Origin of the sequence: Marinovum sp. PR37 (assembly GCF_028807375.1) — a bacterium.
In the GTDB taxonomy this organism is placed as follows: domain Bacteria; phylum Pseudomonadota; class Alphaproteobacteria; order Rhodobacterales; family Rhodobacteraceae; genus Marinovum; species Marinovum algicola.
In genome coordinates, this window is record NZ_JARAML010000018.1 from 62,731 (window position 1) to 83,347 (window position 20,617).

Consider the following 20,617-nt stretch of genomic DNA (forward strand, 5'->3'; position numbering starts at 1 on the left):
CGGCTTATTCGGAATAGGTCGGGTGAAACAGGCCGCCGGGCGAGAGCGTGAAGATCTCGGCGCCCTCCGCGGTCACCCCGACCGAATGTTCGAACTGTGCAGAAAGCGACTTGTCGCGGGTCACAGCGGTCCAGTCGTCCGACAGCACCTTGGTCTCGGGACGGCCGAGGTTGACCATCGGCTCGATGGTAAAGAACATGCCTTCCTCGAGCACCGGCCCGGTTCCCGCGCGGCCGTAGTGTAGCACGTTGGGCGGCGCGTGAAACACCGTGCCCAGCCCGTGGCCGCAGAAATCCCGCACCACCGACATGCGCTGGCCTTCGACGAAGCTTTGGATCGCATGGCCGACATCGCCAAAGGTGTTGCCGGGCTTGACCGCCTCGATGCCGCGCATCAGCGCGTCATGGGTCACCTGGATCAGCCGCTCGGCCTTGCGGCTGAGCTTGCCGGCGACGAACATCCGGCTGGTGTCGCCGAACCAGCCATCCTTGATGACGGTCACGTCGATATTGAGGATATCGCCGTCCTTCAGCTTCTTGTCGCCGGGAATGCCGTGGCAGACCACGTGATTGACGCTGATGCAGGAGGCGTGCTGATAGCCCTTGTAGCCGATGGTGGCCGATTTGGTGCCCAGCTCGCCCACCCGCTTCTCGATGAAGGCATCGAGCGCGCCCGTGGTCTGGCCGACCTCGACCAGAGGGGCCACTTCGTCGAGGATCTGGGCTGCGACCCGGCCGGCCTCGTGCATGCCGGCGAAATCCGCCTGTTCATGGATCCGGATCCCGTCGCGCGTCATGCGCCCCTTGTGACGGTTCATGCAATTGCTCCGTAAAAAACGTCTTGCTGGCTGTCTTATGCGTTTGCAGCGTAAAGAGCCAGCCCGCGCGGGACAAGTTCCCGTGCTGCCGCGGTGAGGGGGCGCCGCCGCGATGCAATCAAGAGGTGACCAGAACGCCCATGCCGGCCAGAATCACCCCCGCCCAGATCATCCGGTGGCGAAGATGGCCTTCGCCCAGCAGCAGGCTGCCCGCCAGCACGGTCAGCAGCACGCTGACCTCGCGGGTGGGCGCGACATAGGCCACCGGGGTGAATGTCAGCGCATAGAGCACGAGGATATAGGCCAGTGGATTGAACAGCGCGATGATCACCAGCCCCGCGCGGTGATCGCGCCATTGCAATCGCATGACCGCGCGGCGTTTCAGGGCCATCGGCGCCAGCAGCACCGATCGCGCCACGCTCGAGACGTAATCGAGCAGCAGCGGCGGGATCAGCAGCGCCGAGACCGCATAGGCGTCCCAGACCGTATAGCTGCCGATCAGCCCGCCGGCGGCCAGGCCAAAGAGGAGCGAGGTCGAGATCTGCTGGCCCTTCACGCGCCCGCCGGTTGTCAGCATCAGCACGCCAAAGACGATGCCGACCGCGCCAAGCGCCATCTGCGCGCTGACGATCTCGCCCAGAAAGAGCACGGCAAAGCTGGTGGAGAGCAGCGGTCCGGTCGAACGGGCTGTGGGATAGACCAGCGACAGATCGCCCTTGCGATAGCCGACCTGCAAGAGCAGGAAATAGGCCATGTGCAACGCCGTGCTGCCGGCCAGCCAGATGAGTTGCTGCGGCCCGAAGCTCGGCGCCTGTGACACCAGCACCCAGAGCGCCAGCGGCGCATAGATCACCACCGTCAGCGCCGAGAAAAGCCAGACCAGCTCCGGCCCGCCGCCGATCCGCTTGAGCTGAAAGTTCCAGGTCGCATGGCAGACCGCGGCAGCGAGAACGAGGGCCAGACCAAGAAGAGACATGCAAGACCTCGCCGTCGGAGATGCGGTTACGCCGGAGTGAAATCCATCCGCCCGCCGGGCCGGATAGCCTCGGGCGTCAGTTCGCAGCCCAGTACCATCACCTCGACCCCGGCGGCGCAAGCCTCGACAAAGCCTGCCGCATAGGCCGGGTCGATATCGGCGGCCAGCCGCATCGTGGTGCAATCGTTGCGCTGCACCAGATAGAGCATCACCGCCCGGTGCCCGGCCTGCGCCATCGCGGCAAGATCGGCCAGATGCTTGGTGCCGCGCGCGGTCACGCTGTCGGGAAACTCCGCCATGCCGTTTTCGCGGCTCAGCGTGACCGATTTCACCTCGACATAGCAATCGCGCCGCCCGTCGGCCTGCAACAGGAAATCGATCCGGCTGTTCCGGCTGTATTTCACCTCGGGACGCACCGTCCGGTAGCTTTCGAGCCCCGGCACGCTGCCGGCCTCGAGCGCCCCGCGCAGCGCGCGGTTCGGCACCGAGGTATCCACCCCCACCAGCACGCCCTCGGCGGGCGAGATCAGCCTGAGGCCGTAATCCAGCTTTTTCTTGGGATCGTCGTTGGGCTCGAGCCAGACCCGAAAGCCGGGGTCGGCAAGGCCGAGCATCGAGCCGGGGTTGGCGCAATGGGCCACAACCTCGCGGCCGTCATCCAGCCGGCAATCGGCGAGGAAGCGTTTGTATCGCCGCAGGAGCGTGGCCGGAACAAGAGGGGTTTGAAAGCGCATGCGCCCGGCCTATACCTCTGAAAATCTGCATTCAAGGAGGCCCCGATGGCCAATCCCACCGCCGCCATGCTGGTGATCGGCGACGAGATCCTCTCGGGCCGCACCCGCGACGCCAATATGCATTACCTCGCCGGCGAGCTGACCAAACACGGCATCGACCTCAAGGAGGTGCGCGTGGTCAGCGATGACGCGCCCGCCATCGTCGCGGCGGTCAAGGCGCTCTCGGCGGCGGTCACCCATGTCTTTACCTCCGGCGGCATCGGCCCGACCCATGACGACATCACCGCCGATTGCATCGCCGAGGCCTTCGGCGTGCCTATCGACGTGCGCGAGGATGCCCGCGCGCTGCTGGCCGAGCATTACGCCAATACCGGGCGCGAGCTGAACGCCGCCCGCCTGCGGATGGCCCGCATCCCCGATGGCGCGACCTTGATCGACAACCCGGTGTCGATCGCGCCGGGCTTTCTCTTGGGCAATGTGCATGTCATGGCCGGCGTGCCCAGCGTGTTTCAGGCCATGGTCGCCTCCGTCCTGCCGACGCTCACGGGGGGCGCGCCGCTGCTGAGCCAGACCCTGCGGGTGCAGCGCGGCGAAGGCGATATCGCCGGGCCGCTGGCGGCGCTGGCGGAGGAATTCGACGACCTGTCCTTCGGCTCCTATCCGTATCAGCAGAACGGGGCCTATGGCGCCAATATCGTGATCCGCGCGCAGGACGGGGCGAGGATCGATCTGGCGATGACCCGGCTCAAGGCGCTGTTTTCCGAATGAGGCCCGGCGCCGATCAGCTGATGGCGCTTTGCGAGGCGACATGGCCCCCGGCGCGCAGCTTTGCCAGCGGGGCCTTCCTGCTGCGCGATGGCGCCGGCGGCGGCAAACGTGTCTCGGCGGCGACGCTTCTGCCCGGCGCCAGCTGGTCCGAGGACGATCGGCTGCGGGCCGAGCAAGAGATGCGCGCGCTGGGCCAGCAGCCGCTGTTTCAGATAAGGGCCGGCGAAGAGCGGCTCGATGCCACGCTCGAGGCCGCCGGTTACCGGATCGTCGATCCGGTCAATCTCTATGTCGCCCCGGTGCAGGATCTGACCGACCGGCCCATTCCCCCGGTCACCACCTTCTGCATCTGGGAGCCGCTGGCAATCATGCGCGAACTCTGGGCCGCGGCGGGCATCGGCCCGGAACGGCTGGCGGTGATGTGGCGCGCCACCTGCGACAAGACCACCATCCTGGGCCGGATCGAGGACAGCCCCGCTGCCACCGCCTATGTCGGGCTGGTTGAGGGGCTGGCCATGCTGCATGCGCTCGAAGTTGTCCCGGCCAAGCGCCGCAAGGGACTGGCGCAGTGGATGATGCGGCAGGCGGCGGTCTGGGCGGCAGACCGCGGCGCCACGCATCTGTCGGTGCTCTGCACCGAGGCCAACACCGGCGCCAATGCGCTTTACGCCGGCATGGGCTTTGCCTGCGTCGGCCATTATCACTACCGGATCGCCGAAGCCTGACGCACAACCGCCCCCCGACAGCATCGAGGGGCGGAGAAGTCATCTGTCTGACCGGTCAGATCCAGTACATCGGCGCGCCGTAGTGCTCATGCACCCGCTGCTCCCAGGCGCGGTCGCGGTGCCAGTCGCTGGTCCGCTCCGGTGCGCCCTTGACCTCGGCTTCGGTCAGATCGGTGGTAAACCCATCGCGGCTGACGTCATAATTGAGCTTGCCCCAGGGCACCGGGTGGTGTTCTTCGCCAAGCCCGAGAAAGCCGCCAAAACCCATGACCGCATAGGCCACCTTGCCGGATTCCTTGTCGATCATCAGGTGATCGATCGTGCCGATATGCGTGCCATCGCGGCTGTAGACGGCGGTGCCGTTCACGTCGGACGAGGACACAAGACTGTGGTTCCCTTCGGTACTCATCACTAATTCCTCCAATCGGTGTGCAGAAGAAACCGCCGAGCGCCGCGGATGTTCCGACGTGGTGCTCCGCCACGGCGGATACTCGCCCGGCGTCACGGCGGCGAAAAGCCAGCCGAGACCGGGAGTTGAATGCCCGCGCGTTTTGCGATTTGCTGCGTCGGGCACCAAACAGGCACGCAACCGGAGCCCTGCCCATGTCCGCCTCTGACCAGCCCACAGCGCTCGACCTTCCGATGGTCGATCCGCTGCCCGACGAGACCCGCAAATATTTCGATGTCTGCGAAGACAAGCTTGGCATGGTGCCCAATGTCCTGCGCGCCTATGCCTTCGACATCGACAAGCTCAACGCCTTTACCGCCATGTACAACGACCTGATGCTGGCCGGCAGCGGGCTGAGCAAGCTCGAGCGGGAAATGATCGCCGTGGCGGTGTCGTCGATCAACAAGTGTTTCTATTGCCTCACCGCCCACGGTGCCGCCGTGCGGCAGCTGTCCGGCGATCCCGAGCTGGGCGAGCTGATGGTGATGAACTGGCGCGCCGCCGATCTCGACAAGCGCCAGACTGCGATGCTGGAGTTTGCCGAAAAGGTGACCAAGGCCAGCGCCGAGATCGCCGAGGCCGACCGGCAGGCGCTGCGCGACGCCGGCTTCTCGGATCGCGACATCTTTGACATCGCCTCGGTCGCCGGGTTCTTCAACATGTCGAACCGCGTGGCCAGCGCCACCGACATGCGGCCCAACCGCGCCTATCACGCGATGGCGCGCTGAACTTGCGGGCGCTCGCGCTCATCGCCTGTTGCCTGGCGGGGCCGGCCGTGGCGCAAGACCTTGGGCTGCCGGCCGGGGCGGTGCTGACCTACGAGGAAAAGCGCGATCCGGGGTCTTATGCGCTGCCGACGGGAGCCTTTGCCGAGGGCGCGATTCCGGCCGAGGTGATCGAGGGCGCGGTGCTGCGGCAATCCTACCGGGTGCCGGGGGACATCCGCACCACGCTGCAACTGCTGGCGCCGCTGAGGACACAGATTGCCGCGTCGGGCTATGACATCCAGTTCGACTGCAAGACCCGGCGCTGTGGCGGCTTTGATTTCCGTTTCGGCACCGAGGTGCTGCCCGGCCCGGGCATGTATGTCGATCTCACCGATTTCCGCTTTCTCGCCGCGCGTCACCCCGATGGCGGCGCGGTTTCGGTACTGGTCTCGCGCAGTGCCGCGGCGGGCTTTGTCCAGATCATCCGGGTCGGCGATGCGGCCGAAGGCGGGGTCAGCGCCGCGCCGGGGCCGGTGGCGCCGACCCCGGCGGGCGACAGCGGGCAGATTGCCAGGCAGCTCGAAAGCCTCGGCCGGGTCGTGCTCGCTGATCTGTCGTTTCAGACCGGTTCCTCGGCGCTGGGCGAGGGGGATTTCGACAGCCTGACCACGCTTGCGCGCTATCTCGCGGCCTTTCCCAACCGGCGGATCGCACTGGTCGGCCATACCGACGCGGTGGGCTCGCTGGACAACAACATCGCGCTGTCGCGCCAGCGGGCGATGTCGGTGCTGGACCGGCTGGTGCGCGAGCACGGCGTCGACCGCGACCAGCTCGAGGCCGGCGGCATGGGCTATCTGGCGCCGCTGACCAGCAACCTGACAGCCGAGGGCCGCGAGGCCAACCGAAGGGTCGAGGCGGTGCTTGTCTCGACCGAATGACGCCGGCCGACCTGCCGTGACGTTACCCGGGTAAGGCGAGTCGACTTGCGATATTCGAAGCGCTTTCAGGGGAATATATCTGCCAAGCTTCCCGTGAAAAGTGTCGCAAGTGTGCGCCATATCATCCGGGACCGCAAATTTCCCGCGCTAGGTTTTGACCTGACTGCAAGGGGCGCGGCCCCGTGATTCGCGAGGGACGACGTCAGTTGGACATGAGAATGACAGAGCTTTCCATGGGCTTGACCGTCGAAGAACGCGCCGCCCTGGCTACCGCCTATTCCGCGGCGCTGTCCTATCGGTCGAACCTGCCGCATCAGCCGGTGCGGCCCAGCGTCGGGCTGGACGAGGCGGTGGCGCGGTTTCGCCAGCCTCTGAGCGAAACGGGAGAGCCTGCGCCGCAGGTGATTTCCGGGATCACCGCCGGCGCCGACGGCGCGTTACACGCAATGACCGCGCCGGGCTTTTTCGGCTATGTCCTGGGCGGCTCGCACCCGGTGGGCGTGGCGGCGGATGCGCTGGTGTCGGCCTGGGGGCAGAACGCCGGCTCGGCCAGCGAAACCCCGGCGATCACCGGCATGGAGCGCACGCTCTGCGACTGGCTGGTCGATCTCTTCGGCCTGCCGCAAGGCACCGGGGCGGGGCTTGTCACCGGCGCCAGCGCGGCGAATTTCTCGGGGGTGCTGGCGGCGCGGCATGCGCTGCTGGCGGCACAGGGCTGGGATGTGGAACAGGACGGGCTGATCGGCGCGCCGGCGATCCCGGTGCTGATCGGCGCGGAGGCGCATTCGGCGGTAAGCGCGGCGCTGCGCTATTCCGGGCTTGGCGCCGGCCGAGCCCGGCGGGTGGCGACCGACGATCAGGGCCGCATCGACCCGGCGGACTTTGCCGAGAAACTGGCGCAATGCGAGGCGCCGCCGCTGGTCATCCTGCAAGCCGGCCAGATCAACACCGGCGCCTTCGATCCCTTCGAGGCGCTGATCGCGCAGGTCCATGCGCGGGGCGGCTGGGTCCATGTGGATGGCGCCTTCGGCCTCTGGGCGGCCGCGGTGCCGGAGCTGGCGCATCTCTGCGCCGGGGTGGCGCGGGCCGACAGCTGGGCCGTCGATCTGCACAAGGGGCTGAGCGCGCCGTTCGACGCCGGCGTGGTGCTCGTGCGCGACCGGGCGGCGCTGGTGGCGGCAATGTCGGCGCGCGGCGCCTATCTGCCGAGCCGGAATGACGACTGGGAGCCGTCCGACAGCACGCCGGAGCTGTCGCGCCGCGCCCGCGGGGTGCCGAGCTATGCCATTCTGCGCCATCTCGGCCGCTCCGGCCTCAGCGCGCTGATCCTGCGGCATCACCAGCTGGCGGCGCGGATTGCCTGCACGGTGGCGGCCGAGCCGGGGCTGACCGTGCTCAACGACGTGGTGTTCAACCAGGTGGCGCTTTGCTGCGGTGCCGGGGCCGAGGGCGACCGGCAGACCGAGGCCGTGCTGCGCGAGGTCCAGGCGCGGGGGCGGGTCTATCCCTCGCATGGCGTCTGGCGCGGGCGGCAGATCATTCGCATCTCGGTCTCGGGATATGCCACCCAGGCCGAACATGCCGACCTGGCGGCGCACGAGATCATCACGGCCTGGCGCGGGCTGCACGCCGGCTGAGGGCCGGCGGCTTTGCCTCCCGGACCCCCTACGGTTTTATTCAACAGAAGAAGCAGGGGGCGCCTTGCGGCAGAGGCCGGGGAGCGGCCGGTTGCGACGGCTTGTTGCGTGCTGATGGTTGAAGTCCCCCCCGGCCTAAGCCAATGTCGGCGGCAACAGGCGCAAGGACGGGGATCGGCATGGCGGGCAGCGACAGAAACAGGGCGGTGCAGACCCCCGAGCTTGGCAGCGAGACATTCTTTACCGATGCCGACAAGGCGGTCGACCAGCTCTGTATGCTCTATGAGAAGGCCACCGCCTTTCTGGCCGATGCCTTTCGCCGGGCGATGGTCGAGGGGCAGCCGGCCACGCGGTATCGCGCCTTCTATCCCGAGGTGCGCATCACCACCACCAGCTTTGCCCATGTCGACAGCCGGCTGAGCTTTGGCCATGTCTCGGCGCCCGGCACCCATGCCACCACGGTGACGCAGCCGCGGCTGTTCCGGCGCTATCTGCGGCAGCAGATCCACCTGCTGATGGAAAACCACGGCGTGCCGGTCTGTGTCGCGGTGTCGGACACGCCGATCCCGGTGCATTTTGCGGTTGCCGCCCAGACCGATGTGACCGTGCCGCAGGAAGGCGCGGCCGAGTTCATCCTGCGCGATGTCTTTGACGTGCCCGATCTGAGCACCACCAACGACGACATCGTCAATGGCACCTATGACACCGCGCCGGGCGATCCGGCGCCGCTGGCGCCCTTTACCGCGCAGCGGATCGATTATTCGCTGGCCCGGCTGGCGCATTACACCGCCACCGACCCCGGGCATTTCCAGAATTACGTGCTGTTCACTAACTACCAGTTCTATGTCAGCGAGTTCGAGGCCTTTGCCCGCGCCATGCTGGCCGATCCGGACAGCGGCTACACCAGCTTTGTCTCGACCGGAAATGTCGAGATCACCGCCGCCGATCAGGAGATTCCGCCGACGCTGAAACAGCCGCAGATGCCGACCTATCACCTCAAGCGGCCGGGTGATGCGGGTATCACCCTGGTCAATATCGGCGTTGGCCCGTCGAACGCCAAGACCGCCACCGACCACATTGCCGTGCTGCGGCCGCATGCCTGGCTGATGGTGGGCCATTGTGCCGGCCTCAGGAACACCCAGGCCTTGGGCGATTTCGTGCTGGCGCATGCCTATCTGCGCGAGGACCGGGTGCTGGACGACGATCTGCCGGTCTGGGTGCCGATCCCGGCGCTGGCCGAGATCCAGATCGCCCTCGAAGAGGCGGTGGCCGAGGAGACCCAGCTCAAGGGCTACGACCTCAAGCGGATCATGCGCACCGGCACCGTGGCCAGCGTCGACAACCGCAACTGGGAGTTGCGCGATCAGGAGGGACCGGTGCAGCGGCTCAGCCAGTCGCGCGCCGTGGCGCTCGACATGGAGAGCGCGACTATCGCCGCCAACGGCTTTCGCTTCCGGGTGCCGTACGGCACGCTGCTCTGTGTCTCGGACAAGCCGCTGCATGGCGAATTGAAGCTGCCGGGCATGGCCAGCGCCTTCTATCAGACTCAGGTCGCGCGGCATTTGCGCATCGGAATCCGGGCGATGGAACGGCTGCGTGAGATGCCTTTGGAGCGGATTCACAGCCGGAAATTGCGGGCTTTCGACGAAACCGCCTTTCTGTGACGTTGGGTCAACCGGCAAAACCCCATATTTTTAAGGCCCGACGTGCCACTAATCGTTGTGTCCCCCCGCAACATGACGTTTAATGCGTCCGATGAGGCCCAAGTGCTGGGCAGACTGAAGGAGACCAGAAAATGGCAAAACCGTTGACCAAGACCCAGCTCGTTGCGGCTCTGGCAGAAGAACTCGATTCCGACAAGAAAGCCGCGACCGCGGCGCTCGACGCGGTGTGCAACATCATCACCCGCGAAGTGGCCGGCGGCGGCGCGGTGACCCTGCCGGGTGTCGGCAAGTTCTATCTGAAAGAGCGTCCGGCGCGGATGGTGCGCAACCCCGCCACCGGTGAGCAATTCCAGAAAGAGGCGGACAAGGTCGTCAAGGTGACCATCGCCAAGGCTCTGAAAGACAGCGCCAACGACGAGTGATCCGCCGTTCGGCGCCCGGGGCGCCAACCGGAGAATTTTGAATGGCCGGCGCCCCTCGCGCTGGCCATTTTTCGTCTTGACCTTCCAGCGGTGGCCATAGGTTTCTGGGAACCCGACCCCCGCGAAAGGACGCCACCCATGCCGCATGATCATGGCCATGCCCATCTCGACCCCGGCTCCGGCGACCGGCGGGTGGCGATTGCGATCTGGGCCAATGCGGCGCTGACCCTGGCGCAGATCCTCGGCGGGCTCCTTTCCGGCAGCCTCGCGCTGATCGCCGATGCATTGCACAACCTGTCGGACATGGCCGCGCTGGTGATCGCCTTTGCCGCGCGCAAGATCGCCCGGCGGCCGGCCGATGCGCGGATGACCTTTGGCTATGGCCGGATCGAGGTGGTGGCGGCGCTGATCAATTATACCACGCTGATCCTTGTCGGGGCCTACCTGATCTACGAGGGCGGGCTGCGGCTGATCGATCCGCCGGCGGTGGCGGGCTGGACCGTGGTGATCCTGGGCGGTCTGGCGCTGCTGGTCGATGCGCTGACCGCCGGGCTGACCTGGAGCATGCAGAAACACAGCGTCAACATCCGCGCGCTGTTCCTGCACAACCTGTCCGATGCCCTGGCTTCGGTGGCGGTGATTGTCGGCGGCACGCTGATCCTGCTCTATGATCTGCGCTGGGTCGATCCGGCGATCACCATCGGCATCGCGCTTTATATCCTCTACCTCGCCCTGACCGAGATCGGCGGCCCGATCCGCACCCTGATGCTGGGCAGCCCGCCCGAGATCGACGCCGCCGAGGTGATCGCGGCGCTTCAGGCCACCGACGGCGTCGAGGATGTGCACCATGTCCATCTCTGGCAGATGCAGGAGGATGCGGCGGCGCTCGATTGCCATGTGGTGCTGACCGCAGCCGGTTGGGGCCGGCTGGAGGCGATCAAGTCCGAGATCAAGGCGCGGCTGGCGGCGCGTTTCGACATCACCCATTCCAGCCTGGAATTCGAACATGAGGCGCGCTGCGGCCGCGATGCCCGTCTTTACGGCCACGGCTGAGGCCGCGGCGCCGCAAAACGCTTGCCTTTTGACGCCGGATCGCCAATCTGGCCGCGGGCCGGGCGATGGCGTCGCCCCTCAGGGCCTTTCCCCAAATTCCTGAACGCCGGGAGCTTTCCTTGACGAGGAGGGTCGCCATGACGGCACGTCCTGATTTCTATCGGTTTCACAACGGCCAGAAGGCCCCGCTGCAATTCTCCGAGGCGGAATACGAGGCCCGGCTGGCGGGGCTGCGCGCCCGCATGGCCGATCTCGGCTGCGAGGCGGCGGTGCTGACCTCGATGCACAATGTCAGCTATTACAGCGGGTTCACCTATTGCGCCTTTGGCCGGCCTTACGCTCTGGTGGTCACGCCGGAAACCAGCGTCACGATCAGCGCCGGCATCGACGCCGGCCAGCCCTGGCGCCGGTGTCACGGCGACAACATCACCTATACCGACTGGCAGCGCGACAATTACTGGCGGGCGATCCTTTCGGTCACCGGTCCGGGGCGTGCGCTGGGCTATGAGAGCGACCACCTGACGCTCTTGCAGATGGGCAAGCTCGAGAGCTTCCTGCGGCCGGCGCAGATGGTCGATCTCTTTGACACGACGATGCGGCAGCGGATGATGAAAAGCCCGGCCGAGATCGCGCTGATCCGCGCCGGGGCGGCGGTGGCCGATGTCGGCGGCTATGCGATCCGCGAGGCGGTCAGGCCCGGCGCGCGTGAGATCGAGGTCGCCATGGCCGGGCGCGATGCGATGGAACTGGAGATCGCTCGGCGCTTTCCAGAGGCGGAATATCGCGACACCTGGGTCTGGTTCCAGTCGGGGCTCAACACCGACGGGGCGCACAACCCGGTGACCGCGCGGGCCTTGCAGCGCGGCGATATCCTGTCGCTGAACACCTTTCCGATGATCTCGGGTTATTACACCGCGCTGGAACGGACGCTGTTCGTGCAGGAGGTCGATGCCGCTTCGCTGGCGCTCTGGCAGGCCAATGTCGGCGCGCATGAGCTGGGGATCTCGCTGCTCCGGCCGGGGGCGCGCTGTTCCGAGGTGACCGAGGCGATCAACCGGTATTTCGAGGAGCGCGACCTGCTGCAATACCGGACCTTCGGCTACGGTCATTCCTTCGGCGTGCTGAGCCATTACTACGGCCGCGAGGCGGGGCTGGAGCTGCGCGAGGATATCGACACGGTGCTGGAGCCGGGGATGGTGATCTCGATGGAGCCGATGCTGACGATTGCCGAAGGCCAGCCCGGGGCCGGGGGCTACCGAGAGCATGACATCCTGGTGATCACCGAGGACGGGAACGAGAACATCACCGGCTACCCCTATGGGCCGGAATTCAACGTGGTGGGTTAGGTCGCCCCGCGCCCCGGCCCCCGCGCCGGGGCCTCCCCGTTGGCCGCGAGGTCCCGGGACGGGGACGGTTCGAATGGCGGACCAATGGACGACAGGTTCACATCAGCCGCTCCACGCCCCGGCCACCGCGCCGGGGCCTCTCCGTTGGCCGCGAGGTCCCGGGTCGGGCCCGGGGCGGGGACGGTTCGGGTGTCGGGCCAAGGGGTCACATGTTCACATCCGCCGCTCCACGCCCCGGCCCCCGCGCCGGGGGCTCTCCGTTGGCCGCGAGGTCCCGGGTCGGGCCCGGGACGAGGACGGTTCGGGTGTCGGGCCAAGGGGTCACAGGTTCACATCAGCCGCCCCGCGCCCCGGCCCCCGCGCCGGGGCCTCTCCGCTGGCCGTAAGGTCCCGGGTCAGGCCCGGGACGGTTCGAATGTCGGGTCAAAGGGCGACATGCACCTTTCAGGACCCGCACCCCGAACGTGCCGGCAATCAGCCCATATGGCCCATTTTCGAACGTGCCTTGCCGCGCTCGAGGCCCAGCTGGCGTTCGCGCCAGATGATCAGAACCCCGGCGGCGATCACCACCAGCGAGCCCCAGATCGTCGCCGCGGTCGGGATCTCGGCGAACAGCAGATAGCCCGCCGCCACCGCGAACAGCATCTGGCTGTAATCGAAGGGCGCCAGCACCGAGGCCGGCGCAAAGCGATAGGCCGAGGTCACCAGGATCTGCCCGATCCCGCCGATCACCCCGGCGGCGACCAGCATCGCTGTCTCGGTGGCATTCGGCACGGTCCAGCCGAAGGGCAGGGTGAAAAGCGAAAAGCCGGTGGCGGTGAGCATGAAGTAGAACACCACCGCCGCCGCATCCTCGGATTGCACCAGCCGGCGGATATGCACCTGGGCCAACGCCCGCAGCCCGGCCGAGATCAGCGCCACGATGGCGCCGATGGTGGCCAGCCTGTCGGCGGTGCCGTCAAGGCTCAGCCGCGGCCAGAGGATGATCATCACCCCGATCAGCCCGATCGCCACCGCGCTCAACCGGAACAGCCGCACCTTTTCGCCCAGCAGAAGCGCCGCAAGGATCACCGTCATCAGCGGCGCGGCAAAGCCGATGGCGGTCACCTCGGGCAGCGGCAACAGGCCCAGCGCGGCAAAGCCCAGCCCCATCGACGACACGCCGATCACCCCGCGCCAGACATGGCCCATGACATTGGCGGTGCGCAATCCGGTGCGCAGCTCGCCGCGCGCGACCAGCCAGATCAGGATCACCGGGATGGAAAAGGCCGAGCGAAAGAAGACGGCTTCGCCGGGCGGCACCGCGTCCGAGGTTGCCTTGATGAGAACGGCCATGATCGTGAACACGGCAAGAGCGGAAATTTTGAGCGCGATACCGCGACTGATGAACATGGCGGCAGTTAGCCCTCGTCTTCGTCGAAGGTCAATGGCCACGGCCTCCGGGCGGAGTTTTGTCACCAAGGCGTCTTTGCTCCGTCATTCCAGCGTTACATCGCCGGCGCAGGAGATCTGCGACATTGTCCTACCAGGAGACGTTTCATGGGCTTTCGCAGCATCTGTCTGACTTCCGTCCTCGCGCTGAGCGCCGGGTCGGCCATGGCCGAGATGAATTTCAACCGCGTTGCATCCTTTCCGGTCATCGCCAACATGGCTGCGGGGGAAGACACCGGCCGCGAAAGCTCGCCGGAGATCATCGACGTCACCGCCGACGGCATGACGCTGGTCTATACCGACAGCCCGCTCGAGGTGATCGGCCTGATCGACATCACCGAACCTGCCAATCCGCAGCCCAAGGGCAATATCGCGGTCGGCGGCGAACCGACTTCGGTGGCGGTGATCGGCACCACCGCCTTTGTCGGCGTGAACACCTCGGAGAGCTACACCGCCCCGTCGGGCCGGATCGCGGCGATCGACACCGCCAGCGGCACCGAGATCGCCACCTGCGATCTCGGCGGTCAGCCCGACAGCCTCGCCAAGGCGCAGGACGGCTCGTTTGTTGCGGTCGCCATCGAGAACGAGCGCGACGAAGACCTTGATGGCGGCAGGCTCCCGCAGATGCCCGCCGGCACGCTGGCCCTGGTCAATGTCACCGAGGGGCGCCTCGATTGCGGCTCGATGCGGTTTGTCGATCTGACCGGCCTGGCCGAAGTTGCCGGCGAGGACCCCGAGCCGGAATATGTCTCGATCAATGCCAAGGGCGAGATCGTGGTGACCCTTCAGGAAAACAACCACATGGTCGTGGTGTCGAAAGAGGGTGAAATCCTGTCGCATTTCTCGGCCGGCACGGTGGATCTCGACGGCATCGACGCCACCGACGAACGCGGCGCGCTGATCTTTAGCGAAAGCCAGAAGGCCCGCAAGCGCGAGCCCGACGCGGTGGCCTGGATCGACGAGGACCACTTTGCCACCGCCAACGAAGGCGATTATCAGGGCGGCGCGCGCGGCTGGACGATCTTTCACAAGGATGGCACCGTCGTTCATGAAAGCGGCACCAGCTTCGAACAGGCGATCATCCAGATCGGCCATTACCCCGACAAGCGCTCCGACAGCAAAGGCGTGGAGCCGGAATCCGTGACCTTCGGCCGATTTGGCGAGACGCCTTTTGTCTTTGTCGGTGCCGAGCGTGCCTCGGTGGTCGGCGTCTATGACGTGACCGACCCGGCCGCTCCGGTGCTGAAACAGCTGCTGCCCTCGGGGGTCGGCCCGGAAGGATACGTCGTCATTCCCGAGCGCAACCTGCTGGTCTCGGCCAATGAATCCGACCTGATCGAAGATGGCGGCGCCCGCGCGCATGTCATGCTCTTCGAATACCAGGAGGGCGCGGCGCAATATCCGCATCTCACTTCCGAAGGCATGGCGACGCTGACCGGCTGGGGCGCGATCTCCGGCATGGTCGCCGGCGACGGCAAGACGATCCATGCGGTCAACGACAGCTTCTATGGCTACCAGCCGACGATCTACACCATCGACGCCGGCCAGACCCCGGCGCGGATCACCGCCGCGATGCAGGTCACCCGTGCCGGGCGCGTGGCGCAGAAACTCGACCTCGAAGGCATCACGCTGGACGGAGAAGGCGGCTTCTGGCTGGCTTCCGAAGGGCGCAGCGACCGGCTCATCCCGCATGCGCTTTATCACGTGACCGCCAAGGGCGAGATCGACCGGGAAATCGGCCTGCCGGCAGAGCTGATGGCGGTGGAGCGGCGCTTCGGCTTCGAAGGTGTGACCCGTGTCGGCGACACCCTGTGGATGGCGGTGCAACGCGAATGGAAGGACGACCCCGAGAATCACGTGAAACTGGTGGCCTACAATACCGAGACCGGGGATTGGGGCGCCGTGCTCTATGAGAAGGCCGCGCCCGAGACTGGCTGGGTCGGGCTGTCGGAAATCACCGCTTTCGGTGATCATGTCTATGTGGTGGAACGCGACAACCAGCACGACGACCGCGCGGTGACCAAGAAGATCTATCGCATCGCCCTGTCCGAGATGCAGCCGGCGCCGCTGGGCGGCCCGCTGCCCGTGGTGGCCAAACAGGAGGTCCACGACCTGATCCCCGATCTGAAATCGACAGGCGGCTATGTGCTCGACAAGGTCGAGGGCCTGGCGATCACCGAAGACGGCGAGATCTTCGTCTCGACCGACAACGACGGGGTCGACGATCATTCCGGAGAGACCATGTTCTTTTCGATCGGCGGCGCGATGTAGGTCGCGGCTGACGCGCGACACCGGCAGCGGGAGAGCCCAGGCTCTCCCGTTTGCATTTGGGGGCTGGGCTCCCGATCTCCGGCCGGGCTTGGCGCGGCGGTCGAAGGCTGGCACTGTGGCGCCAGACAGAAGGAGGCCCGAGATGTCCGTCACCGAAATTCGCCCCAACATGCAGCATTGGCAGGAGCGCGTCGATCTGGCCGCCGCCTTTCGCTGGACCGCCCGGCTCAACATGCATGAGGCCGTGGCCAATCACTTCAGCCTCGCGGTCGATGACCAGGGCACGCGGTTCCTGATGAACCCGAACCAGATGCATTTCGCCCGCATCCGGGCCAGCGACATGATCGAGGTCGATCTGGACGACCCTACGGCGCAGGAAGGGCCGGATGCGCCGGATCCGACCGCCTGGGGGTTGCATGGCGGGCTGCACCGGCACTGTCCGCAGGCGCGCTGCGTCATGCATGTGCATTCGATCTTTGCCACCGTCCTGGCCAGCCTGGCCGACAGCCGGCTGCCGCCGATCGACCAGAACTGCGCCACCTTCTTTGGCCGCTACGTGATCGACGAAGGGTATGGCGGGCTGGCCTTCGAGGACGAGGGGGAGCGCTGCGCCCGGCTCTTTACCGATCCGAAGCAGAAGGTGATGATCATGGGCAACCATGGTGTGCTGGTGATCGGCGCGACCGTCGCCGATACCTTCAACCGGCTGTATTACTTCGAGCGGGCCGCCGAGACCTATATCCGCGCCTTGCAGACCGGCCGGGAGCTGCGGGTGCTCTCCGACGCGGTGGCGGACAAGGTGGCGCGCGAGGTCGAGACTTATCCCGAGCAGGACATTCGGCATTTCGCCGAGCTGAAGGCGATCCTCGATAGCGAGGGTTCGGATTACGCGGCATGAGCCTGTCGCGCTTCATCGCCGCGCAGGATGGCATCTGGGAGCAGGCGCTGGGCGAGTTGCAGGCCGGGCGCAAGCGGAGCCACTGGATGTGGTTCATCTTTCCGCAACTGGCCTCGCTCGGCCGTTCGGCCAAGGCGCAGCGTTACGGTCTCGCCGATCTGGCCGAGGCGCGGGCTTATGCGGCGCATGCCGTGCTTGGCCCGCGGCTGCGCGAGGCGGGCGCCGCGGTGCTGGCCCATCGCGGGCGCGCGGCAGAAGAGATCCTGGGCGGGATCGACGCCCTCAAGCTGCGCTCCTGCGCCACGCTGTTCGAACGTGCGGACCATGGCAGTGACGTGCATGCCCGGCTGATCGATAACTTTTACGGCGGCGACCGCTGCCCCCTGACGCTGGCAGAGATCGGCGCGGCCTAGCCGGGGGCCGGTCAGCCCGGCCGCAGCCCGGTTTCCACCAGCATGCCGCGCCGCTTGGCCTCGTAATAATAGCCGCGCGCGTACCATTTGATCGCCGTCGCCTCGCTGCCGTCTGACAGGAGCCAGGCACCGCGCAGGTATTTGCCGGCATATTGCAGGTTGGTATCGGCATCGAGCAGGTCGGCGGGTTTGCCGCGAAATCCCATGGTGCGCGCGGTCTGCGGCAGGATTTGCAGCAGGCCCCAATAGGGCCCGTTGCGCGCCCAGGGCCGGTGCGTGCTCTCGCGGATCGCCAGCTTGTGCAACAGCGTGCGGGGGATCTCGTAGTGATCGGCCCATCTGTTGATCTTCCGGCGCAGCTCGGGCGTCTCGTTGGGATGGAGCGGCGGGTTGAAGGCGGCGGGCGGCGCGGGTTCTGGCGCGCGTTGGCGGCCACAGGCGGCGAGGCTGGCAAACGCGCCGAGAAGCAGCGCGCGGCGGGAGAGGTGGGGCATCCGGACGACTCGGTCAGTGGCAGATGGCGCGAGCCTAGCGAGGCCGGGGCAAGGTTGCATCCTCCCGCCGGAAAGCTGCGCGGACCGCCGCCGAAACGCTTGCCTTCGGGCGCCGCTGCGGACAGGTTGCGCGCATGACACACACGCTTTTGTCTTTTGGCCATGGCTACAGCGCCCGCGCCCTTGCCCCTCTGCTTCTGGCCGAGGGGTGGCGCGTCATCGGCACCACTCGCAGCCCCGACAAGCGGCCGCAGCTCGAAGCCGAGAGCATCGAACCCGGGCTTTTTCCCGGCGACGACCTGCGCCCGGCGCTGGAGGCCGCCGATCACCTGCTGATCTCGGCCGGGCCGGATGCGGCGGGCGATCCGGTGCTGGCCGCGCTGGGCCAGGAGATTGCCGCGCGCGCCGGGCAATTCGCCTGGGTGGGCTATCTCTCGACCACCGGGGTGTATGGCGATCACGGTGGCGGCTGGGTGGACGAGGACACGCCGCTGGCCCCCTCGACCCGGCGCGGCGTCTGGCGCCAGCAGGCCGAGGCGGCCTGGCAGGCGATCCCCGGCCTGCCGCTGCATATCTTTCGGCTGGCGGGCATCTACGGGCCGGGGCGCGGCCCCTTTGCCAAGGTGCGGCAGGGCAGCGCGCGGCGGATCATCAAGCCGGGGCAGGTGTTCAGCCGCATCCATGTCGAGGATATCGCCCAGGTGCTCAGGGCCTCGATCGCCCGGCCCGACCCGGGCGCGATCTACAACCTCTGCGATGACGATCCGGCGCCGCCGCAGGACGTGATCGCCTATGCCGCCGAGCTTCTGGACGTGCCCATTCCCGAGGCGGTGCCGTTTGACAGCGCCGAGATGACGCCGATGGCGCGCAGTTTCTATGCGGAAAGCAAGCGGGTGCGAAACGACCGGATCAAACGCGAACTGGGGGTGACGCTGAAATACCCCGATTACCGCAGCGGTCTGCGCGCGCTGCTTGACCGGGATCGCGGAAAGTGACGCCGCCGCGCAGCCTCGGCGAGGTACTGAGCGCCATCGAACCCGAGGCGGATTGCGCCGACAAGGTCACGGTTGCGGATCTGTTGCAGGAAATCGGCGAGCGCTCTTTCGCGCCGCTGGTCCTGGTGGTGTCGGTGCTGCTGGTCACGCCGCTCTCGGGCATTCCGGGGACGCCCACCATCGGGGCGCTGATTGTCGTGCTGATCTCGGCGCAATGGCTGACCGGGCGGCGGCATCTCTGGCTGCCCGGTTTCGTGTTGCGGCGGGCGGTGACCGGCGCCAGGCTGGCCCGCGCGATTGCCTGGCTCAGGCCGATGGCGGCATGGGTCGACGCGCGCAGCCAAAGCCGGCTGCGGCCGATGACGGCGCCGCCGATGGCGCTGGTGACCAAGCTGCTGATCCTGTTGATCGCGCTGACCTGGCCGCTGCTCGAGCTGTTGCCGATGGTCACCTCGGTGGGCGCTATGGCGGTGTCGCTGCTGGCCTTCGGGCTGATGGTGCGCGATGGCCTCTGGCTGGTGGCGGGCTATGCCACGCTGGCCGCCATGGCGCTGCTGGTCAGCTGGTTCGCCGGGCAGGTGCCGGCCTGAGCGCCAGCGGATCGGGCCGGGTGGCGGCGGGGGTGAGCGTCCACTCATAGACATCCGCCACCTGCCGGGCCTTGGCGTGCCAGGTGAAATGGTCGAACACCCGGGCGCGGCCGGCCTCGGCCATCGGTCCGAGCTGGCCCGGATTGGCCACCACGTCCTTGAGTGCGGTGCGCAGGCCCTTGATGATCGCGGCCCGCGGCCCGATCGGGATCTTGAGCCCGGTGCCGGCGGTGACAAGCTCGCCCGGGCCGGCGTAGTCGACGATCAGCGGCACCAGCCCCAGCGCCATCGCCTCGAGAACCACGCCGCCGCCGAATTCGCGGATCGAGGGGAAGGTGAGCATATGACAGCGCCCGGCGACGCTTTCGACCTCGCCGTGGGGCAGCCAGCCGTGAAAGGTGACGGCCGCGTCGGTGCCTTCTTCGGCGACCTGGGCGCGCAGCTCGTTCATCATCGGGCCATCGCCGATCATCTCGAGGGTCATGGCCCCTGATTGCAGCAGCGGCGCGGCGGCGGCGAGCAGCATGTCGGGCCCCTTGTACGGCACCATGCGGCCGATGAAACAGGCGCGCAACGGCTTCGGCCCCGGCCGCGACAGGCGCGAGAATTTCGCCGGATCGACGGCGTTCTCGGGCAGATAGACCACCTTGTCCTGGTAGCGCGCCGGGATCTCGGACTGGGTGTGGCGCGATCCGGTCAGGATCGCCGCCGCGTGGCGCAGGGTGCGGGCGCGGCCGGGCAGGTAGCGATAGGCCGACCGCAGATAGCTCAGCAACTCGCGTTCGCGCAGGCGTTCGCTGTTGAACCCCTCGGGCCAGGGCACGCCGCCATTGAGCGGGCCAAGCACGAAAGGCACGCCGGCGCGCGCGCAACGCGCCGCGACGGGGCTGGCGATGGTCGGGCTGAGCGGCGTGATGCGGTGCACGATGTCATAGGCGCCGGCCTTGATCTCGGCCCCGAAGGCGCGCCAGACCAGCCGTTCGAAATGCGGATAGGCCAGTGCGTTGAGCGCCTGGATCGTCGTCCAGCCCTTGCCCTGGCCCATGCGCAGCGCCTCGCCCAGCTGCCACAGCGGGCGGGCCAGCCTGTCGCTGTCGATAAAGGTCACCTCGCGGCCTTCGACATAGCCGGCATCGAGAATCGCCGCGCGGTTGCGGGCATGGGTGACCAAGTGGACATCGGCCACCTCGCGCAGCGCATGCGCTAGCGACCAGCCCACCAGCGGCACCGAGACCCAATCGGGATTGGCGGCCTCCGCAATCGCCAGAACGCGGCGTCTTGTCATACCAT

At 67.1% G+C, this 20,617-nt stretch carries 21 protein-coding genes; 14 read left to right on the forward strand and 7 right to left on the reverse strand.

The genetic code is table 11. The features are described 5' to 3' along the window. Positions 1-4: 4 nt before the first annotated feature. The 3 genes from map to sfsA all read right to left on the reverse strand — a co-directional run bounded on the left by map (position 5) and on the right by sfsA (position 2,527). Complete coding sequence (gene map, locus PVW49_RS15310; RefSeq protein ID WP_074836055.1) at positions 5-817, reverse strand: type I methionyl aminopeptidase; 813 nt, start codon at positions 815-817, stop codon at positions 5-7. A 118-nt stretch (positions 818-935) separates the two neighbouring features. Next, positions 936-1,793: a DMT family transporter gene (locus PVW49_RS15315; RefSeq protein WP_074836053.1), complete on the reverse strand. Its 858-nt coding sequence runs from the start codon at positions 1,791-1,793 to the stop codon at positions 936-938. 26 nt (positions 1,794-1,819) lie between these two features. Continuing rightward, on the reverse strand, positions 1,820-2,527 hold the full coding sequence (gene sfsA, locus PVW49_RS15320; RefSeq protein WP_274590953.1) for a DNA/RNA nuclease SfsA: 708 nt from the start codon (positions 2,525-2,527) through the stop codon (positions 1,820-1,822). A 45-nt stretch (positions 2,528-2,572) separates the two neighbouring features. On the opposite strand from sfsA, the gene PVW49_RS15325 reads away from it, so the two are divergent. Both PVW49_RS15325 and PVW49_RS15330 read left to right on the forward strand, forming a co-directional pair. Continuing rightward, positions 2,573-3,295 (forward strand): competence/damage-inducible protein A, encoded by a 723-nt coding sequence (locus PVW49_RS15325; RefSeq protein WP_074836050.1) that lies wholly within the window; start codon positions 2,573-2,575, stop codon positions 3,293-3,295. Next, positions 3,292-4,020, forward strand: a complete 729-nt coding sequence (locus tag PVW49_RS15330; RefSeq protein WP_274590954.1) for a GNAT family N-acetyltransferase — start codon at positions 3,292-3,294, stop codon at positions 4,018-4,020. The genes PVW49_RS15325 and PVW49_RS15330 overlap by 4 nt, the downstream gene beginning before the upstream one ends. 55 nt (positions 4,021-4,075) lie before the next feature. Here PVW49_RS15330 and PVW49_RS15335 read toward each other — a convergent pair whose 3' ends face one another. Continuing rightward, on the reverse strand, positions 4,076-4,429 hold the full coding sequence (locus PVW49_RS15335; protein WP_048533329.1) for a PRC-barrel domain-containing protein: 354 nt from the start codon (positions 4,427-4,429) through the stop codon (positions 4,076-4,078). Between the two features lie 194 nt (positions 4,430-4,623). On the opposite strand from PVW49_RS15335, the gene PVW49_RS15340 reads away from it, so the two are divergent. The 7 genes from PVW49_RS15340 to PVW49_RS15370 all read left to right on the forward strand — a co-directional run bounded on the left by PVW49_RS15340 (position 4,624) and on the right by PVW49_RS15370 (position 12,235). Next, a complete protein-coding gene (locus PVW49_RS15340; RefSeq protein WP_048533328.1) occupies positions 4,624-5,196 on the forward strand; it encodes a peroxidase-related enzyme in 573 nt (190 codons plus the stop codon). 47 nt (positions 5,197-5,243) lie between these two features. Next, a complete protein-coding gene (locus PVW49_RS15345) occupies positions 5,244-6,113 on the forward strand; it encodes an OmpA family protein (protein WP_274590955.1) in 870 nt (289 codons plus the stop codon). A 218-nt stretch (positions 6,114-6,331) separates the two neighbouring features. Then, entirely contained in the window at positions 6,332-7,750 is a 1,419-nt protein-coding gene (locus tag PVW49_RS15350) for a pyridoxal phosphate-dependent decarboxylase family protein (RefSeq protein WP_170850524.1), read from the forward strand. Between the two features lie 179 nt (positions 7,751-7,929). Continuing rightward, positions 7,930-9,414 carry an AMP nucleosidase gene (locus PVW49_RS15355; RefSeq protein WP_048533325.1) on the forward strand — a complete coding sequence of 495 codons (1,485 nt, stop codon included), beginning with the start codon at positions 7,930-7,932 and terminating at the stop codon, positions 9,412-9,414. Positions 9,415-9,545: 131 nt separating this feature from the next. After that, on the forward strand, positions 9,546-9,836 hold the full coding sequence (locus tag PVW49_RS15360; protein WP_048533324.1) for an HU family DNA-binding protein: 291 nt from the start codon (positions 9,546-9,548) through the stop codon (positions 9,834-9,836). A gap of 138 nt (positions 9,837-9,974) precedes the next feature. Further along, entirely contained in the window at positions 9,975-10,889 is a 915-nt protein-coding gene (locus tag PVW49_RS15365; RefSeq protein WP_074836044.1) for a cation diffusion facilitator family transporter, read from the forward strand. Between the two features lie 137 nt (positions 10,890-11,026). After that, positions 11,027-12,235, forward strand: a complete 1,209-nt coding sequence (locus PVW49_RS15370; protein ID WP_274590956.1) for an aminopeptidase P family protein — start codon at positions 11,027-11,029, stop codon at positions 12,233-12,235. 474 nt (positions 12,236-12,709) lie between these two features. Here PVW49_RS15370 and PVW49_RS15375 read toward each other — a convergent pair whose 3' ends face one another. Next, a complete protein-coding gene (locus tag PVW49_RS15375) occupies positions 12,710-13,627 on the reverse strand; it encodes a DMT family transporter (protein ID WP_048533321.1) in 918 nt (305 codons plus the stop codon). A gap of 147 nt (positions 13,628-13,774) precedes the next feature. Here PVW49_RS15375 and PVW49_RS15380 point away from each other — a divergent pair, with 147 nt between their 5' ends. The 3 genes from PVW49_RS15380 to PVW49_RS15390 all read left to right on the forward strand — a co-directional run bounded on the left by PVW49_RS15380 (position 13,775) and on the right by PVW49_RS15390 (position 17,248). Then, entirely contained in the window at positions 13,775-15,937 is a 2,163-nt protein-coding gene (locus tag PVW49_RS15380; protein WP_274590957.1) for an esterase-like activity of phytase family protein, read from the forward strand. Between the two features lie 142 nt (positions 15,938-16,079). Further along, entirely contained in the window at positions 16,080-16,835 is a 756-nt protein-coding gene (locus tag PVW49_RS15385; protein ID WP_274590958.1) for a class II aldolase and adducin N-terminal domain-containing protein, read from the forward strand. Continuing rightward, positions 16,832-17,248, forward strand: a complete 417-nt coding sequence (locus PVW49_RS15390; RefSeq protein ID WP_274590959.1) for a DUF1810 domain-containing protein — start codon at positions 16,832-16,834, stop codon at positions 17,246-17,248. The genes PVW49_RS15385 and PVW49_RS15390 overlap by 4 nt, the downstream gene beginning before the upstream one ends. 11 nt (positions 17,249-17,259) lie before the next feature. On the opposite strand, the gene PVW49_RS15395 is transcribed toward PVW49_RS15390, so the two are convergent. Beyond that, complete coding sequence (locus tag PVW49_RS15395) at positions 17,260-17,742, reverse strand: lytic transglycosylase domain-containing protein (RefSeq protein WP_274590960.1); 483 nt, start codon at positions 17,740-17,742, stop codon at positions 17,260-17,262. Positions 17,743-17,876: 134 nt separating this feature from the next. On the opposite strand from PVW49_RS15395, the gene PVW49_RS15400 reads away from it, so the two are divergent. Both PVW49_RS15400 and PVW49_RS15405 read left to right on the forward strand, forming a co-directional pair. After that, positions 17,877-18,737: an SDR family oxidoreductase gene (locus PVW49_RS15400; RefSeq protein WP_274590961.1), complete on the forward strand. Its 861-nt coding sequence runs from the start codon at positions 17,877-17,879 to the stop codon at positions 18,735-18,737. After that, a complete protein-coding gene (locus PVW49_RS15405) occupies positions 18,734-19,327 on the forward strand; it encodes an exopolysaccharide biosynthesis protein (protein WP_274565783.1) in 594 nt (197 codons plus the stop codon). Before PVW49_RS15400 ends, PVW49_RS15405 begins: the two co-directional genes overlap by 4 nt. Here PVW49_RS15405 and PVW49_RS15410 read toward each other — a convergent pair. Beyond that, positions 19,296-20,612 carry a glycosyltransferase family 4 protein gene (locus PVW49_RS15410; RefSeq protein WP_274590962.1) on the reverse strand — a complete coding sequence of 439 codons (1,317 nt, stop codon included), beginning with the start codon at positions 20,610-20,612 and terminating at the stop codon, positions 19,296-19,298. The two genes, PVW49_RS15405 and PVW49_RS15410, sit on opposite strands and share 32 nt — an antisense overlap. Positions 20,613-20,617: the final 5 nt, after the last annotated feature.